This window comes from Palleronia aestuarii (assembly GCF_003253995.1).
GTDB lineage: Bacteria > Pseudomonadota > Alphaproteobacteria > Rhodobacterales > Rhodobacteraceae > Palleronia > Palleronia aestuarii.
The window spans coordinates 45,659-62,653 of record NZ_QKZL01000008.1 but is presented as its reverse complement, the minus strand read 5'-3'; the positions used below and the strand labels follow the sequence as shown (position 1 = coordinate 62,653).

The following is a 16,995-nucleotide window of genomic DNA, read 5'->3' as shown; positions in this document are numbered from 1 at the left end:
GCATAGCTCCAAGTCGTGGATCCATAGGTTGCGGGCCGTGTTGCGCGGCTTGCAAGGGAGGGATATAGGGTCCGAAATCCGCTCATCAACCAATTTGCAAGGTTTGGCCCGCGCATGCCCAAGATTAATGGTAACGAGATCCGGCCCGGCAACGTGCTGGAGCACAATAACGGCCTCTGGGCCGCGGTGAAGGTCGACCACGTGAAGCCCGGCAAGGGCGGTGCGTTCGCGCAGGTCGAACTGCGCAACCTCCGCAACGGCTCCAAGCTGAACGAACGCTTCCGGTCCGCGGACAAGGTCGAGCGCGTCCGGCTCGAGCAGAAGGACCAGCAATTCCTGTTCGAATCCGACGGCATGCTGACCTTCATGGACAGCGAGACCTATGAACAGATCGAGCTGCCCGCGGAGATCCTCGGCGAACGCCGGCCGTTCCTGCAGGACGGAATGACGATCCAGATCGAGTATTACGAGGCCGAGGCGCTGAACGCGACGCTGCCGCAGAAGGTGGTCTGCAAGATCGCGGAGACGGAGCCGGTGGTGAAAGGTCAGACCGCGGCCAACAGCTTCAAGCCCGCGATCCTCGAGAACGGCGTGAAGGTGATGGTCCCGCCCTTCGTCGGTCAGGACGAGGAGATCGTCGTCAATACCGAAACGATGGAATACGCCGAGCGGGCTTAAGGCCCGTCAGGCGAGCGTCACCTCGGCTCCCCCGGCCTCAAGCGGTTCCGTTCCGGCGCGGCCGAAGCGAAGATAGGCGAGCGCGCGTCCCCCGGATTGCGTATGCACGGTTCCGACCGTGCGCCCGCCCGACGTGATCTCGGTTCCGGGCGGGACGGGGGCGGATAGGGCGACGGCCGCGAGGCCCTTCTTCAGCTCGGTCTTGTGCTTCATCCGCGCAGTGACTTCCTGTCCGACATAGCATCCCTTGCGGAAATCCACGCCGTTCAGTCGGTCGAACCCCATTTCCAGCGGGTAGCTCTCGCCCACGACGAGTTCGTGCCCGGCTTCCGGAATGCAATGCGCGACGCGGAGGGCGTCCCAGTCGGTATCGTCCACCTCTCCGCTCTCCGATATGCGGCGCCAGCCAAGCTCGGGGTGGCGCGGATCGGGGAAGGCGCCTGCGGGCGGCTCGCCTGTCCCGCGCGAGGAACGGAGATCCGTTTCCGTGATCTTCACGTCGCGGCGCAGGCGGTACATCGAGAGGCGCTGTGCGAGTGCCGGGGCGAGGGCGGTGGCGACATCCAGGAGCAGCCGCCCGCCGTCATGGACGACGAAGAAATCGGCAAGGTACTTGCCCTGCGGCGTCAGGAGCGCAGCATAGGTCATCCGCTCCGGATGGGTGATGTCGTTCGTCACGAGATCCTGCAGGAACGCCACGCGGTCGCGCCCCTCGATCGACAGGATGGTGCGGTCGTTCGTCATTCGGAACCTCCGTCAGGCGCGGTTTCGGCGAATTGCAGGCGGTAAAGCTCGGCATAGGTGCCGTCGCCCTGCAACAGATCGTCATGCCTGCCTTCCTCGACAACCCGTCCGCCGCGCATCACCACGATCCGGTCCGCGCCGCGCACGGTCGCGAGCCTGTGGGCGATGACGAGGGTCGTGCGCCCCGCGCTCAACCTGTCGAGCGCCGACTGGATCACCGCCTCCGACCGGGCATCGAGCGCCGAGGTCGCCTCGTCGAGGAGCAGGATCGGCGTGTCGCGCAGGAGCGCCCGGGCGATCGCCACGCGTTGGCGCTGCCCGCCCGAGAGGTTCGAGCCGCGCGGACCCGCGAGCGTTTCGAGTCCCAGCGGCAGGTCGTCCGCGAAATCCGCGACATGAGCATCCTCCACCGCCGCACGGAGCCGCGCTTCGGGAATATCGGTCCGGCCGAGGAGGATGTTCTCCCGGATCGTCTCGTCGAAGAGGAGTGCGTCCTGCGTGACCACGGAGAAGAGGCCGCGCAGGTCCGCAAGCGGCATGTCGCGGATGTCGCGTCCGTCGATGGTCACCCAACCCGATTGCGGCTCCACCAGCCGCGTCAGGAGGTTGAAGAGCGTGCTTTTGCCCGCGCCCGACGGACCGACGAGGGCCGTGGTCTCGCCCGCACGGGCGACGAGATCGACGCCATCGAGCACGTTGGCGTCCCCGTAGGCGAAGCGCGCGCCCTCCACCACGATCTCGGGCCGCGACACGTCTCGCACGCCAGCGCCCGGGCCCGAAACGATGGACGGGTGGAGCGCGAAGACGGTGTAGATGTTCTCGAGCGAGGCCGCGGCGATCTGGAACACGCCCGCGACGCCACCGAGACGCCGGAGCGGCTGGAAGGCCAATGCCATCGCGGTGAAGAACGACATGAACTGGCCCACGCTCTTATCGCCTGCGATGATCTCCCGCCCTCCGAGGATCAGCACGCCGAAGAAGCCGAGACCCGTAACCACGTCGATCAGGCCCGGCAGCATGGCGCGCCCGGCCTCCTTGCGGACCTGGTTGCGCACGATCCGGTCGACGACGCGACGGAATCGGCCAAGCTGATAGGCCTCCATGCCGTTGAGCTTAATCGCGTTGATCCCGTGGAAGATCTCGTCGAGGCGGGTGGCGCGGCTCATGGAGGAGAACCGCATCTCCCGGGTCTTCCGCCGGACGTAACGTTGCAGCGTCACCGACGGCAGGATGAGGAGCGGGATGCCGATTACCGCGGTGAGCGTCCAGCCGACATCGATCGAGAGCGCCACGACCGTGAGCGAAATCAGCGCCACGACATCGCGGCCGAGCCCAGAGATGATGACCTGCCAGACGTTCTGCACGGCGAGCGTGTCACCCTGGACCCGTTCGATCAGCGATCCGGGCGCGTTGGTCTGGAAATAAGTGCTGTCGAGGGTCATCATGTGCGCGAGCAGGTCCGTCTGCATCGCCGTGGAGGTAAGCTGCGCCACGCGCGTCAGGATCACCTTCTCCGCGACCCCGGTGACCGCGCGGATCACGAAGAGGGCGAAGATCGTCCCGCCGACCCACCACATCGCCGACGTGTTGCCGGCGACGAAGACGCGGTCGAACATCGGCTGCAGCATCCAGCTCAGAACCCCGAGCGTACTGCCCTCGACGATCATCAGGAGCGTCGCGACGAGGAGCCAGCGCCAATGGGTCGACACGTAATCGTGCCAGAGCCGCATCATCAGGGCGCGAGAGCTCGGCGAGAAGGCGGCGGCCTTCGGGGATGAGGCGGACGAGGACATCGGCCGGAGGCCTAGCGCGGATCCCCGCCGGGGGAAAGCGCCGCCGCGTCGCCTTCCGCGTCGATTGACCTTACCCCCTCAGGCGCATAGGGCCAAAACGACCACCACCATTCGAGTGCCCGCCATGAGTCTCGCCAACGGACGTCCCTATCTCGCAATTCCCGGCCCGTCGGTCATTCCCGACGCCGTGCTCCGGGCCATGCACAGGGCGGCGCCCAACATCTATACCGGCGAGCTGCACGAGATGATGCCGGAGCTCGTGGCCGATCTGAAATACGTCGCGCAGACCGAGCAGCATTGCGCGATCTACATCGCCAACGGCCATGGCGGCTGGGAGGCGGCGCTCGCCAACATGCTGAGCCCCGGCGACGCGGTTCTGATCCCGGCCACGGGACGGTTCGGCCATACCTGGAGCGACATGTCGGCGGCGCTCGGGGTGGAGAACCGGATCATCGATTTCGGCCTCAGAAGCCCGATCGACGCGGAGCGGGTGCGCGAGGCCCTCGTCGAGGACCGCGAGCACCGGATCAAGGCCGTCCTTACCGTCTATGTCGACACGTCCACGGGTATCCGGAACGATCTCGAGGCGCTGCGGCGCGTGCTCGACGAGACCGGCCATCCGGCTCTCCTCGTGGCTGATTGCATCGCCTGCATGGGCTGCGACCGGTTCGAGATGGATGCCTGGGGCGTCGATGTGGCGATCACCGGCAGCCAGAAGGGCCTGATGACGCCGCCGGGCCTCGCCTTCGTCTTCTACAACGACAAGGCAGACCGGGTGCGGGAGAACGCGCGTTGCGTCACGCATTACTGGGATTGGCGGCCGCGCACCGATCCCGTCGACTTCTACCGCCATTTCGACGGCACGGCGCCCACGCATCACCTCTTCGCCCTGCGCGCCGCGCTCGACATGATCCGCGAGGAGGGCCTCGAGCAGGTGATGCGCCGCCACGCGATCCTTGCCCGCGCGCTCTGGGCCGCCTTCGACGGCTGGGGGGCGGAGGGGCCGATCGAGATCAACATGGCCGACCCCGCGTATCGCAGCCACGCGGTGACCGCGATCCGGATCGGCGGCGACAACGGCGACCGGCTCCGCGCGTGGTGCGAACAGAAGGCGGGCGTCACGCTCGGCATCGGCCTCGGCATGGCACCTCCGGGCAGCCCAGAGGCCGGCGGGTTCTTCCGCGTGGGCCATATGGGGCACATCAACGCGCATATGACGATGGGGCTTCTGGGGGTGATCCAGGCCGGGCTGAAGGCGCTCGACATTCCGCACGGGCCGGGCGGGCTCGACGCCGCGGCGTCGGTCTGCGCGGAGGCCTAGCTTGCCTCCGCGACGGCTCCGGGCAACGCCTGCGCAAGCCGTTCCATGTCCGGCGCGGGACCGCAGCTCACGCGGATGCACCGGTCGAGCGGGGCCACGCCGGGCATCCGCACGAAGATGCCGCGACGAAGCAGCCCGTCCAGAACCTTGCGGGCAAAGGCGCCATCGCGACCGCAATCGATGGTGACGAAATTGGTGGCGGTGGGCAGGGCGACGAGCCCGGCGTCGGTGGCGATGTCGTTGATCGCGCTCGCGCTTTCGGCGATGCGGCGCCGCACCTCAACGGGCCAATCCGTGTCCGACAGCGCCGCGAGCGCGGCCGTCTGCGACAGGCGGGAGACGCCGAAATGGTTCCGCACGAGGCCGAAGGACGCGACGAGCGGGGCGGCCCCGATGGCGTAGCCGACCCGCGCGCCGGCGAGGCCGTGGGCTTTCGAGAAGGTCCGCATCCGGATGACGCGGGGATCGTCGACATCGAGCGGCGGCGCGGTGGGTATGTCGCTGCATCCCGCATAGGCCTCGTCGAGGACGAGAAGGCAGCCGTCGGGCAGATTGCCGATCATCGCCTCGATCGTCGCGGGATCGTGCCATGATCCCATGGGGTTGTCGGGATTTGAGAGGTAGAGGAGCTTCGCCCCGGTCTCGCGGGCGCGATCGAGGAGCGCTTGCGGATCCTCGCGGTCGTCACGGTAGGGGACCTTGTGGAGCGTCCCGCCGAACCCGGCCACGTGGTAATTGAAGGTCGGGTAGGCGCCGTCCGAGGTCACGACGGCGTCGCCGGGGGCCACGAGGAGGCGGACGACGACGCCCAGGAGGCCGTCGATCCCCTCGCCGACGACGATATGATCGAGCCCAATTTCGTGATAGTCCGCAAGGGCTTGGCGGAGGTCGTGGTTCTCCGGGTCGGGATACATCCAAGCCTCCGTCACGGCATCGCACATAGCGGCGATGGCGCGGGGGCTGGGGCCGAAGGGGCTTTCGTTGGCGCCGAGGCGGGCGGTGAAGGGGGCGCCGCGGAGACGCTCCATCGTTTCGGGGCCGACGAAGGGGATCGTCGCGGGCAGGGAGGTCGCGAGCGGCGTCAGACGGGGGCCGCTCACAGCTCTTCCAGACGCGCGAGGGCGGCCTCAAGCCGTTCCTTTTCCTCGGTTTTCTCGGCCATGAGCTCCTGCGTTTCGGTCACGACCTCCTCGGGGGCGGAGGCGAGGAACTTGGGGTTCTTCAGGCGCCCGTTGAGGCCCGCCAGATCCTTCTCGAGCTTTGCCAGGGCCTTGGCGAGACGTGCCTTTTCGGCCTCCACGTCGATGATGTCGGCGAGCGGCAGGGCGAAGGTGCCGCCCGGAACGGAGACGGTGAGCGCGCCTTTCGGCGGCTCGGTCACTTCGCGCAGGCTCTCGATCCGGGCAAGCCTTTGAATCAACGCGGCATTCTTCTCCCACGCGGCGTGGCCCGCTTCGTCGAGATCGAGCTGCAGCAACGGCACCTGGAGGCCCGCGGGGACGTTCATCTCGCCGCGGACGGAGCGGATGGCCTCGATGAGGGAGATCACCCAGGACATCTCCGCGTCGGCCTTTTCGTCAACGAGATCAGCGGCTTGGTACTCCGGCCACGGGGCCAGCATGAGCTTGCCCTCGCCCTGCCACAGCTCTTCGGTGACGAAGGGCATGATCGGGTGCAGCAGGATCAGGCACTGGTCGAGGACCCAGGCCATCGTGGCGCGGGTTTCCTCAACGATTTCCGTGTCTTCCGAGGCGAAGAGGGGCTTCGAGAGCTCCAGGTACCAGTCGCAGACGCGGCCCCAGACGAAGCCGTAGAGGGCGGTGGCGGCGTCGTTGAAGCGGTAGCCCGCGAGCGCGGCGTCGACCTCCTCGCGGGTACGGGCGACTTCGCCCATGATCCAGAGATTGACTGTCTGACTCGCGTGCACGGGGCGTGCAGCACCTGTACACGGGACGTCGGATCCGCGTGCATCCGTTGTGCCGACATCGTGCGTCCCGCGTGCACCGGATGTCTGCACATCGTGCACCGCGCGTGCACCGGGGGCGAGCGCGCCGTTCATTTCCGCGAAACGGAAGGCGTTCCAGAGCTTCGTGCCGAAATTGCGGTAGCCCGCGATGCGCTCTTCGGAGAGCTTGAGGTCGCGGCCCATCGCGGCCATCGCGGCGAGCGTGAAGCGCACCGCGTCGGCGCCGTAGGCGTCGATGAGGTCGAGCGGGTCCATGACGTTGCCGAGCGACTTCGACATCTTCTTGCCCTTGGCGTCGCGGACGAGGGCGTGGACGTAGACGTCTCGGAACGGCACGCGGTCCGCGAGATCGGGCTTCTCGTCCGCGAGCACCGCCGTCTGCATCATCATCATCCGCGCGACCCAGAAGAAGATGATGTCGAAGCCGGTGACGAGGGTGGAGGTCGGGAAGTAGCGTTTCAGCTCGTCGGTCTCCTCGGGCCAGCCGAGGGTGCCGAGCGGCCAGAGGCCGGAGGAGAACCAGGTGTCGAGGACGTCCTCGTCCTGGCGCAACGTGACGATCTCCGCGCCGGGCTCTTCCGCATGGGGCGGCACGGCGTCCGCATCCTCCTCGGCGAAGCGCACCGTGACGCGGCTGCCCATGCGGGCGCGATACCAGGCCTCGGCCTCCTCGCGGACGGCCTCCGCGCTTTCGCCGCAGAAGGCGATCGTCCATTGCCCGCCCTGCATCATCACGCCGGCATCGACCGGGGCCGTGATCTCGTGGGCCGCGTGGGGCCGCGTGCCGTCCTCGCGGAGATAGGGGCCGTACCAGACCGGGACCCGGTGCCCCCACCAGAGTTGCCGGGAGATGCACCAGGGCTCGATGTTCTCGAGCCAGTGAAAATAGACCTTGGCGTCGCGCTCGGGCAGGATGCGGGTCTGGCCGTTTCTGACCGCGTCGAGGGCGGGGCCGACGATCTTCTCCGCGTCGACGAACCACTGGTCGGTCAGCATCGGCTCGATCACGACCTTGGAGCGGTCGCCGAAGGGCTGCACGATCGGCTTGCGCTCGACGAGGGGGACGAGGGCGTCGGGCTCCGTCCGCGCCTCGCCGCCTTCCTCGGGGGCGAGAGGCCCCGGCTCGGGGGCCGGGGCGGCGTTGCTTGCGGATTTCCCCGACGCGCCCCGGGCCTGACCCGGGGCCTGCCCCAGACGGGGATCGGTGGCCGGGACCATGACCGCGAGACCCTCGGCGGTGATGTCGGCCACGATCCGGTCGCGCGCGGCCATCCGGTCGAGGCCGCGATAGGCGTCGGGGACGAGGTTGATCGCGTCGATCTCCGCCTCCGTCCAGTCCGCACCCTCGACGAAGGCGCGGGCCTTCTCCGCCTCCTCCGCGTAAGGTGCGCCGTCGGCGCGGAGCGCGCCCTTGGTGTCCATGAGCCGGTAGCAGGGGATGTTTCCGCGCTTCGCCACCGCGTAGTCGTTGAAATCGTGCGCGCCGGTGATCTTGACCGCGCCCGATCCGAAATCTGGGTCGGGATATTCGTCGGTGATGATCGGGATCAGGCGGCGGTGCTCTTTCGGACCCACCGGGATCTCGCAGAGCTGGCCCACGAGGGGGGCGTAGCGGGTGTCGGAGGGATGGACCGCGACCGCGCCGTCGCCCAGCATCGTCTCGGGACGGGTGGTGGCGATGGAGATCCAGTCGCGCTCCTCCTCGAAGAGGGTGTTCCCGTCCGCGTCCTTCTCCACGTAGGTGTAGCTGGCCCCGCCCGCGAGCGGGTAGCGGAAGTGCCACATCGCGCCCGGCACCTCCACGTTCTCGACCTCGAGATCGGAGATCGCCGTCTCGAAATGCGGATCCCAGTTCACCAGCCGCTTGCCGCGGTAGATCAGGCCCTTCTCGTACATCTCCACGAAGACCTTGATGACGGCGTCGTGGAAATTGCCCTCCTCGCCCTCGGGCGCGCCGGGGGCGCCCGACATGGTGAAGGCCTCGCGGCTCCAGTCGCAGGACGCGCCGAGGCGCTTCAACTGCCCGATGATGTTGCCGCGCGAACGCCGCTTCTGCTCCCAGACATGGCCGAGGAACGCCTCGCGTCCCATCTCCGCGCGGGTGGGGTTCGACGGGTCCTTCGCGAGCTCGCGCTCCGTCACCATCTGCGTGGCGATGCCGGCATGGTCGGTGCCGGGCTGCCAGAGCGTGTCGTGCCCGCGCATCCGGTGCCAGCGCACGAGGATGTCCTGCAGCGTGTTGTTGAAGGCGTGGCCCATATGGAGCGCGCCCGTCACGTTCGGCGGCGGGATCATGATCGAGAACGTCTCCGCCCCCGCTGCGGCGCCGGCCCCGGCACGGAAGCATCCGGCTTCCTCCCAGGAGGCGTAAAGGCGCGGCTCGGCCTCGGTGAATTGAAACGTCTTTTCCATGGGCATCGGAGCCTCCTCGCGCGGTCCGGGCCGGGATAGCCAAAGGCCGGGCCGAGGGAAAGGGCCGCCGCCGCTCCGCGCCGCCCGTGCGCATTCGCCACTGGCATCGCGCCGCAGGATGGCTAGGGTGCGTCCGGAACGTCAGACGGAGGACGCGATGCAGACTTTCGGCAAGAGCCAACCGGTGGTGCGCAAGGAGGACGTTCGGTTCCTCACCGGCGAGGGCCGCTACGTGGACGACATCGCGCCCGAGGGTGCGCTCCACGGGGTGTTCGTCCGCTCTCCCGTTGGTCATGCCGAGATCGGCGGCATCGACACCGAGGCCGCGATGGAGGTCGAGGGCGTGGCGCTGGTGCTCACGGCCGCCGATTGCGCTCAGATGGGGCTCGAGACGGGCATGGCCTATTCCGCGGTGACGAATCGCGACGAGAGCACCGGGGCGAGCCCGAAGCGGCCGTTCCTCGCCGAGGGCCGGGTGCGCTTCATCGGCGAGCCGGTCGCGCTCGTGGTGGCCGAGACGCTCGCCGCCGCGCGGGAGGCCGCCGAGCTCGTGGAGCTCGACCTCACCGACCTGCCCGCCCATGTGGAGCCGGTGGTGGGCGGCGAGGCGATCCACGCGGAAGCGCCCGAGAACCTCGCCTTCGATTTCGGGCTCGGCGACGAGGCGGCCACCGAGAAGGCGTTCGCCGAGGCCGCGCATGTCGTGAAGCTCCGCATCGAGGACAACCGCATCATGGTGTCGTCGATGGAGCCGCGCGGCGCCTATGCCGAATACGAGGGCGGGCGGCTGCATGTCTGCTTCGGCGGGCAGGGCGTCTGGGGGATGAAGGGCGAGCTGGTGCGGATGTTCGGGCTCGACGAGGCCAACGTGCGGACCACCAACCCCGACGTGGGCGGCGGCTTCGGGATGAAGGGGTTCGTCTATCCCGAATACCTGGCCGTCGCGGCGGCGGCGATGAAGCTCGGCCGGCCGGTGCGCTGGATGTCGGAGCGCGGCGAGGCGATGCTGTCGGACAATGGCGGACGCGACCTCGTCCACGACGCGGAACTGGCCTTCGACGCGGATTACCGGATCACCGCCTACCGGATCGAGAATCTCTGCAATCTCGGGGCCTACAACTCAACCTTCGGGCAGATGATCCAGACGCAGCTCTTCAGCCGCGTGCTGATGGGAACCTACGACGTGCAGACGACGTGGCTGCGGACGCGGGGGGTCTTCACCAACACCGCGCCGGTCGATGCCTATCGCGGTGCGGGGCGGCCGGAGGCGATCTTCGCGCTCGAGCGGGTGATGGAACATGCCGCGCGCGAGCTCGGCGTCGATCCGTGGGAGCTTCGGCGCAAGAACTTCATCGCGCCAGACGCCTTCCCCTATACCTCCGCGACCGGGGAGACCTACGACGTCGGCGATTTCGCCGCGGTGCTCTCGCGGGTGGCCGCGACGGCGGATCGCGAGGGCTTCGCCAAGCGGCGGGAGGAAAGCCGTGCGCGCGGGCGGCTCAGGGGCATCGGGCTCTGCTACTACATCGAATCGATCCTGGGCTCGCCCACGGAGAACGTGAAGGTGGAGATTCACGACGACGATACCGCGTCGATCTATGTCGGCACGCAGTCGAACGGGCAGGGGCACGAGACCGTCTTCGCGCAGTTCCTCTCCGATCACACCGGGATCCCGGCGGACCGGATCAATGTCGTGCAGGGCGATTCGGACCTGATCGCTTCGGGCGGCGGCACCGGCGGCTCGCGCTCCGTCACGACGCAGAACAACGCGACGCTCGGCACGGCGCGGAAGATGATCGCCGATTTCTCGGCCTTCCTCGCCGAGAAATTCGACGCGACCGAGGAGGCCGTCACCTTCGACGACGAGCGGTTCCGGATCGAAGGCTCGAACGAGACGCCCACCATGCTCGAGGCGGCCGCGATGGCGCGGGAGGCGGGACGCGAGGACCTGCTGACCTTCGCCGGCGAGGAGACGCTGCCCGGACGGTCCTATCCGAACGGCGCCCACGTGGCGGAGGTCGAGGTCGATCCCGAGACCGGGGAAGCCCATGTCGTGCGCTACTCGGTTGTCGACGATTTCGGCAACCTCATCAATCCGATGCTGGCCGAGGGCCAGGTGCATGGCGGCGTCGTGCAGGGCATCGGGCAGGCGATGAGCGAGCGGGTCGTCTACGACGCGGACGGGCAGCTTCTGACCGCGAGCTTCATGGATTACGGGATGCCGCGCGCGGCGGAGATGCCGTTCATCTCCTTCGACACGCATCCCGTTCCCTCGACGGCCAATCCGCTCGGGATGAAGGGCTGCGGCGAGGCCGGAACCGTGGGCGCGCTCGCGGCCGTGGCCAACGCCATGCAGGACGCGCTCTGGGACGAGGGCGTGCGGCAGGTGGACCTGCCCTTCACGCCCGCTCGGGTCTGGGCGATGCTGAACGAGGCCCGGCCGGCGGTCGCGGCGGAATAGGTCCGCCCGGAGCCGCATCTCATGGCGCGAACGGGCAAGCCCGCGGGACGGGCCGCGCGGCGGCGCGATGCGCGGGCCGCCCGCGACGCGCCGCTCGACCTCGACGGGCTGCGCGCCCGCGTGGCGCGCGCCGCCATCCCCGGACCGGCCGACCGGGCGGAGCGGGCGCGGCGGCTTCTCTCGGCATGGATCGGAACGGCGGCGGCGCATGGCGCGTCGCTCCGCGACATCGTGCGGGGGCTCGGCAACGGCAGTGCGGCGGAGCAGCTTCGCGGCGCGCTCGAGACGGAAATTTCCCGCAACCCGCCGCCCGTGCTGCGCGACGCGGCCTGCCGGGCGGGCTGCGCCTTCTGCTGCATCCTCGACGGGCCGGACGGGGGCACGATCACGGAGGTGGAGGCACGGCGGATGCATGGGGCGCTCGCACCCCTCGCGGGACGGCCCGACGGACGCGACTGGCATCCCGCCGCCTGTCCCGCGCTCGATCCCGAAACGCGGACCTGTCGCGCCTACGACGAACGGCCCGGCCTCTGCCGCGCCTATCTCTCCAGCGACGCGGAAGCGTGCCGGATCAATGCCGAGGGCGGCGCCGCGCCGGGCGCGGGGCTGCTTTCCACCCATCCCGACGCGCTGGCGGTCCACGGCCTCGCGCGCGCTGCGTTGAGGGGTGTCGTGCGGGTCGAGACCTTCGCGCTCGCCCGCCTCAACGCGGCGGCGCTGGAGGGCCGGGACGTGGACGCCGCGCTCGATGCGGCGCGCCATCCGCCGAAGATGCTCGACGAGGCGCTCCGCGGACTGGTTTCGAGCGCGGCGGCCGCGCGAAGGAGGTAGGAGCGGAGGCCGGCCGATCCCGTCCGGGTTCGACGTCGAGGGGCGAAACCTGCGGGACCGTTTTCTGCGATTGAGACTGCCGGCACAGGTGATGCGGGGCGACGCGGACCTCGCGCAATCGACGGATCGTCGACTACGTCCTTGCCTCCCGACGGGAAGCGGTATCCTCGCTCAAGGCAGGCGTCCGGTCACGTATTGTGCTTCGCCCTGGGCGAAACTCCAGTCTTCCTCCCGGTTCGTGAAGACCGAGATCAGAAGGTCGTTCGGATCGAGACCGCATTCCTTTTCGAGGTTTTCCGAGAGAAGCCGGTATACCTTCTTCTTCTCGACATGCGTCCGCGGGCTGGTGAAGAACTGGATCGAGATCATCCGGTCGCTCCGGGAGAAGCCGAGGCCAGTGTCGAGGAACACCATGCGGCCTGGCTTGTGTTCGTGGACGATCTGATAGCGGTCGGTTTCGGGGACGCCGAAAGCCTCCACGACGCAATTCTGGATGGTATCGAGGAGGTGCCGGAGCTCTTCGTCCGAACGTCCTTCGATCATCTCAATTCTCAGGAGCGGCATTTCTCGGTATTACCCTTGCTACGATGTCCCAACACGAACAACGATGCCGAACACCTCTGAAGCGGTTTGGTTTCCCGGGTCATCTTCGAGCCCGCAAGGGCGGTTTCGACGGTGGACCCTTTTGATGGCGGAACCGGTCGCTCGCTCGATAAAGAAAAGGCGGCGGCCTCCTGCCACCGCCCGGATCGTTCTTCGTCGCCCTCGTCTCACCAGGCGCATCCTTCCCCGGATGCGGCCGGACCCGGCTTCAGGCGACCTTCTGGAGCGCGGCTTCGGGCGCGAGGCCCAGGGCGTGGACCACGTCGCGGGTGAGCTGCGGCTTGTTCAGCGTGTAGAAATGCAGGTTCTCCACGCCGCCCTCGAGGAGATCGGAGCAAAGCTCCGAGCAGAGCGCGGTCGCGAGGAGATCGGAGCGGTCGTCGCGGGCCGCGGCCTCGAAGGCGCGGTCGAGCTCTTCGGGGATCGGCGTGCCGCAGGACTTCGCGAACTTCTTGACGCCCTTCCAGTTCTCGATCGGCAGGATGCCGGGAATGATCGGCACGTCGATGCCGGCGGCCACGCAGCGGTCGCGGAAGCGGAAGAACGTCTCCGCATCGAAGAAGAACTGCGTGATCGCGGCGTCCGCGCCCGCATCGACCTTGCGCTTCAGATAGGCCACGTCCGCGTCCGGGTCCGACGCCTCGGGATGCGGATCGGGATAGGCGCCGACGCGCAGGGTGAAATCGCCCGTCTCCTTCAGCGCCGCGATCAGCTCGACCGAATTGGCGAAGCCCTCGGGATGGGGCGCGAAGGGCTTGCCGCCGGGCATGTCGCCCCTGAGCGCCACGATGTCGGTGATCCCGGCCTCCGCATAGCTGCGCGCGATCTCGAGCGTCTCCGCCCGGCTTGCATCGACACAGGTAAGGTGGGCCGCGACCTTGAGCCCGGTGAGCTTGCCGATGGTCGTCACCGCCTCGTGCGTCAGCTCCCGCGTGGTGCCGCCGGCACCGTAGGTGACGGAGACGAAGTCGGGCGCGAGGGGCGCGAGCGCGTGGATCGTGTCCCAGAGACGGAACGACGCCTCGAGGGATTTCGGCGGGAAGAATTCGAACGAGATGGCGGGGCGGGTCATGTCTGGCGTCCTTCGCTGATGAGTGCTTGTCGCATTGCGGCGCCCGTGAGACAAATTCATAACGCTCAACAAGACTATGAGGTACGTGCAAGTTGCGCATCGAGTTCCGTCACCTGCGAACGATCAAGGCGATCCACGATGCCGGCGGGCTCGCCCGCGCGGCGGACATGCTCAACATCACACAGAGCGCGCTCAGCCATCAGGTCAAGGCGCTTGAGGAGCAGACCGGGGCCGAGCTCTTCGTGCGCCGCGCGAAGCCCATGCGGCTCTCGGCGGCGGGAATGAAGGTGCTGCGCGCGGCGGAGCGGATCCTGCCCGAGATGGCCGCGCTCGAGGCGGAATTCGCGGCGCTCGAGGCCGGGCGGTCCGGGCGGCTCCATATCGCGATCGAATGTCACGCCTGTTTCGAATGGCTCATGCCGGTGCTCGAGAAGTTCCGCCATGCCTGGCCGGAGGTGGACGTGGACATCCGCCCCGGCCTCGCCTTCCAGGCGCTGCCCGCGCTGGTGCGCGAGACGGTGGACCTCGTCGTCACGTCCGATCCCGAGAGGATCGAGGATGTCGATTTCACGCCGCTCTTCGACTACGAGCCGGTCTTCGTCGCTTCAGCCCGGCATCCGCTCGCCGAGAAACCCTTCGTCGTGGCCGAGGATTTCGTGGGCGAGACGCTCATCACCTACCCGGTGGAGCGCGCCCGGCTCGACGTGTTCACCGAATTGCTGACCCCCGCGGGGGTGGAGCCCGGCGCCGTCCGGCAGGTGGAGCTGACGGCGGTGATCCTGCTTCTCGTGGCGTCGCAGAGGGGGGTCGCGGTCCTGCCCGATTGGGTGGTGCGGGACGTGGCGCGGCATTCGGACTACGTCACGCGGCCGATCACGAAGGGGGGGCTCACGCGCAGGCTCTATGCGGCGACGCGGGGCGGCGAGACGACGGAGCCCTTCATGGCGCATTTCCTGCGCCTCGCCCGGACGGAACCCGTGAAACTCCAGCGCGCCAAGGCCTCCGCCTGAGGCTCAGCCCGCGGGTACGGCGAAGAGGGCCACGAACGTGCAGAGCGCGACGAGCGCGCCCGCGGCGATCCGGACGGCAAGGCTTTGCGCGACAATGAACGTGACGGCGCATTGCAGCGCGTAGTAGACGGCGAAGGCCCGCGACGCGATGGCGAGGATCTGCAGCGTGTCGGCGAACCAGGTCAGCAGGATGGCGCCCGCCGCGACGAGGAGGCATCCGCGCCGATCGTCGAGCCAGCCACGCGTGAGCTCCGCCATGTTCCCGGTCGCGGCATGGGTATCGGCGACGGCCGCGGAGAACTGGCTCAGCACCGCCGCCACGACGAGAGGGAGGGCGAGGAGCGGGGCGGCCGCCGCGACGAGGTCGATGAGGCTGTTGTCGTCATATGCACCGCCGAGCGTATGGAGCGCGGGCAGGGCGAGTGCGACGAAGAGGATGTAGACGGTGGCCGCGATCCATTGCGACAGGCGCGAGGCGCGGATCCGCGTTTCCATGTCGTAGCTCGCACCGAGATAGCGCGGCGTCTCGAAGCCCTGCACCACGATCAGCGTGCCGGCGACGATGGTCGCGACCTCCCAGGGCGTGTGATCCTCGGTCGCGGGGGGCGTGAAGCCCGGCCCGGAGAGGACCGAGGCGTCGTAGACCGCGAAACCCGCCCCGAGAAGCACCACGATGAGAAGTGTCACGGCCAGGCCCAGCATCTCCAGCCGGTCGAGCGCGCCGAGGCCCCGCGTCACGCCGACGAGCGCGATGGCGGCGATGATCGCGGTGGTGAGCCAGCGCAGCGTAGCCTCCGCCTCGACCCCGAACCCGCCGAGGAGGAACGAGGAGAGGATGTGGATGTAGAGGCAGACGGAGATCACGTAGGCCAGGATCAGCGCCACGTCGGACGCTCGTTCGATCCCGAGGAGAAGGCGGCCCGGCGTTGCCGCGAGCGCCGGTTCCGCGTAACGGATGTTGAAGCGGATCGCGGCGCCGAGGAGATAGGCCACGGCGCAGACCACCGCCATCGCGAGGGGCGAGAAGGAGCCCACCGCCGCGGCGAGGATCGGCACGATGACCAGGAATCCGCTCCCGAAGATGGAGGAGAGCGGCGAGGCGGTCGCGCTGAGCAGCGTGCGGATGGCGGCCTCCGGTCGGAGCCTCGGGGCATGTCCCGGTCCGAGCCGGACGGGGGCACCGCGCGAGGACGGGTTCACTGTCTCCCCCGCTCTTGCGGCAGGATATGGGGAGAGGCAAGCAGCCAGACCCGCCGGTTCGGCTTGGCTTTGCCGCGTGCGGACCTTATAGGCCGGGTTCGGACCGAAGGAGCGACGCATGGCCAGTGCAAATCTCAACGTGATGATCAAGGCCGCGCGGGCCGCGGGCCGTTCGCTCGTCAAGGATTTCCGGGAAGTGGAGAACCTGCAGGTCTCCTCCAAGGGGCCGGGCGACTTCGTCTCCCGCGCCGATCTCGAGGCCGAGCGCATCGTGCGCGAGATCCTCACCAAGGAGCGTCCGAATTACGGCTGGCTCGGCGAGGAGAGCGATCCCGTGCCGGGCAAGGATCCGACGCGGCGCTGGATCGTCGATCCGCTCGACGGAACGACGAACTATCTCCACGGGCTGCCGCATTGGGCCGTCTCCATCGCGCTCGAGCACAAGGGCGAGATCGTGGCGGGCGTCGTCTTCGACGCGGCCAAGGACGAGCTCTACGTGGCCGAGAAGGGGCAGGGGGCGTTCATGAACGAGACCCGGCTCCGCGTCTCGGGCCGCCACAAGATGATCGAGTGCATCTTCGCGACCGGCCTGCCCTTCGGCGGCAGCCGGCAATTGCCGCGGAGCCTGAAGGATCTGGGCCGCATCCTGCCGGCGACGGCGGGCGTGCGGCGGTTCGGGGCCGCCGCGCTCGATCTCGCCTATGTCGCGGCGGGCCGCTACGACGGCTTCTGGGAGCGCGGCATCTACCCCTGGGACATGGCCGCGGGGCTCATCCTCGTACGCGAGGCTGGCGGTCTCGTGGCGCCCATCGTCGAGGGAGAGAGCATCCTCGAGAGCGGGCACGTGATCGCGACGAACGCCGCGATCTTCGAGACCTTCGCCCAGGTCGTGCGCGCCGAGTGA

13 protein-coding genes are annotated in these 16,995 nt (G+C 68.4%); 6 read left to right on the top strand and 7 right to left on the bottom strand.

The window, feature by feature from the left end:
• Window positions 1-114 precede the first annotated feature (114 nt).
• Window positions 115-678 (top strand): elongation factor P, encoded by a 564-nt coding sequence (gene efp / locus LX81_RS11140; protein ID WP_111537401.1) that lies wholly within the window; start codon window positions 115-117, stop codon window positions 676-678.
• A gap of 6 nt (window positions 679-684) precedes the next feature.
• Here efp and ygfZ read toward each other — a convergent pair whose 3' ends face one another.
• Window positions 685-1,422, bottom strand: coding sequence for a CAF17-like 4Fe-4S cluster assembly/insertion protein YgfZ (gene ygfZ / locus LX81_RS11135; RefSeq protein ID WP_111537400.1), 738 nt, complete (start codon window positions 1,420-1,422; stop codon window positions 685-687).
• Window positions 1,419-3,215 carry an ABC transporter ATP-binding protein gene (locus LX81_RS11130; protein WP_111537399.1) on the bottom strand — a complete coding sequence of 599 codons (1,797 nt, stop codon included), beginning with the start codon at window positions 3,213-3,215 and terminating at the stop codon, window positions 1,419-1,421. The genes ygfZ and LX81_RS11130 overlap by 4 nt, the downstream gene beginning before the upstream one ends.
• A 124-nt stretch (window positions 3,216-3,339) precedes the next feature.
• Between LX81_RS11130 and LX81_RS11125 the strand changes: the two genes are divergently transcribed.
• A complete protein-coding gene (locus LX81_RS11125) occupies window positions 3,340-4,536 on the top strand; it encodes a pyridoxal-phosphate-dependent aminotransferase family protein (protein ID WP_111537398.1) in 1,197 nt (398 codons plus the stop codon).
• Here LX81_RS11125 and LX81_RS11120 read toward each other — a convergent pair.
• Together LX81_RS11120 and LX81_RS11115 are read right to left on the bottom strand one after the other, a co-directional pair.
• Window positions 4,533-5,636: a pyridoxal phosphate-dependent aminotransferase gene (locus LX81_RS11120; protein WP_111537397.1), complete on the bottom strand. Its 1,104-nt coding sequence runs from the start codon at window positions 5,634-5,636 to the stop codon at window positions 4,533-4,535. The genes LX81_RS11125 and LX81_RS11120 overlap by 4 nt on opposite strands.
• Entirely contained in the window at window positions 5,633-8,920 is a 3,288-nt protein-coding gene (locus tag LX81_RS11115; RefSeq protein ID WP_111537396.1) for a valine--tRNA ligase, read from the bottom strand. The genes LX81_RS11120 and LX81_RS11115 overlap by 4 nt, the downstream gene beginning before the upstream one ends.
• A gap of 151 nt (window positions 8,921-9,071) precedes the next feature.
• Between LX81_RS11115 and LX81_RS11110 the strand changes: the two genes are divergently transcribed.
• Both LX81_RS11110 and LX81_RS11105 read left to right on the top strand, forming a co-directional pair.
• Window positions 9,072-11,375 (top strand): xanthine dehydrogenase family protein molybdopterin-binding subunit, encoded by a 2,304-nt coding sequence (locus tag LX81_RS11110; RefSeq protein WP_111537479.1) that lies wholly within the window; start codon window positions 9,072-9,074, stop codon window positions 11,373-11,375.
• A gap of 21 nt (window positions 11,376-11,396) precedes the next feature.
• A complete protein-coding gene (locus LX81_RS11105; protein WP_111537395.1) occupies window positions 11,397-12,206 on the top strand; it encodes a YkgJ family cysteine cluster protein in 810 nt (269 codons plus the stop codon).
• Between the two features lie 171 nt (window positions 12,207-12,377).
• Here the strand turns inward: LX81_RS11105 and LX81_RS11100 are convergent, their stop codons facing one another.
• Entirely contained in the window at window positions 12,378-12,770 is a 393-nt protein-coding gene (locus tag LX81_RS11100) for a tautomerase family protein (RefSeq protein WP_111537394.1), read from the bottom strand.
• 247 nt (window positions 12,771-13,017) lie between these two features.
• Window positions 13,018-13,881, bottom strand: coding sequence for a methylenetetrahydrofolate reductase [NAD(P)H] (gene metF, locus LX81_RS11095; RefSeq protein ID WP_111537393.1), 864 nt, complete (start codon window positions 13,879-13,881; stop codon window positions 13,018-13,020).
• A gap of 92 nt (window positions 13,882-13,973) precedes the next feature.
• Here metF and LX81_RS11090 point away from each other — a divergent pair, with 92 nt between their 5' ends.
• The gene (locus LX81_RS11090) at window positions 13,974-14,891 is read left to right on the top strand and encodes a LysR family transcriptional regulator (protein WP_111537392.1); all 918 of its coding nucleotides are present in this window, start codon (window positions 13,974-13,976) and stop codon (window positions 14,889-14,891) included.
• 3 nt (window positions 14,892-14,894) lie between these two features.
• Here the strand turns inward: LX81_RS11090 and LX81_RS11085 are convergent, their stop codons facing one another.
• Window positions 14,895-16,091 (bottom strand): Aq_097 family APC-type transporter, encoded by a 1,197-nt coding sequence (locus LX81_RS11085; RefSeq protein ID WP_170133920.1) that lies wholly within the window; start codon window positions 16,089-16,091, stop codon window positions 14,895-14,897.
• 118 nt (window positions 16,092-16,209) lie between these two features.
• On the opposite strand from LX81_RS11085, the gene LX81_RS11080 reads away from it, so the two are divergent.
• Window positions 16,210-16,995, top strand: coding sequence for an inositol monophosphatase family protein (locus tag LX81_RS11080; RefSeq protein WP_111537390.1), 786 nt, complete (start codon window positions 16,210-16,212; stop codon window positions 16,993-16,995).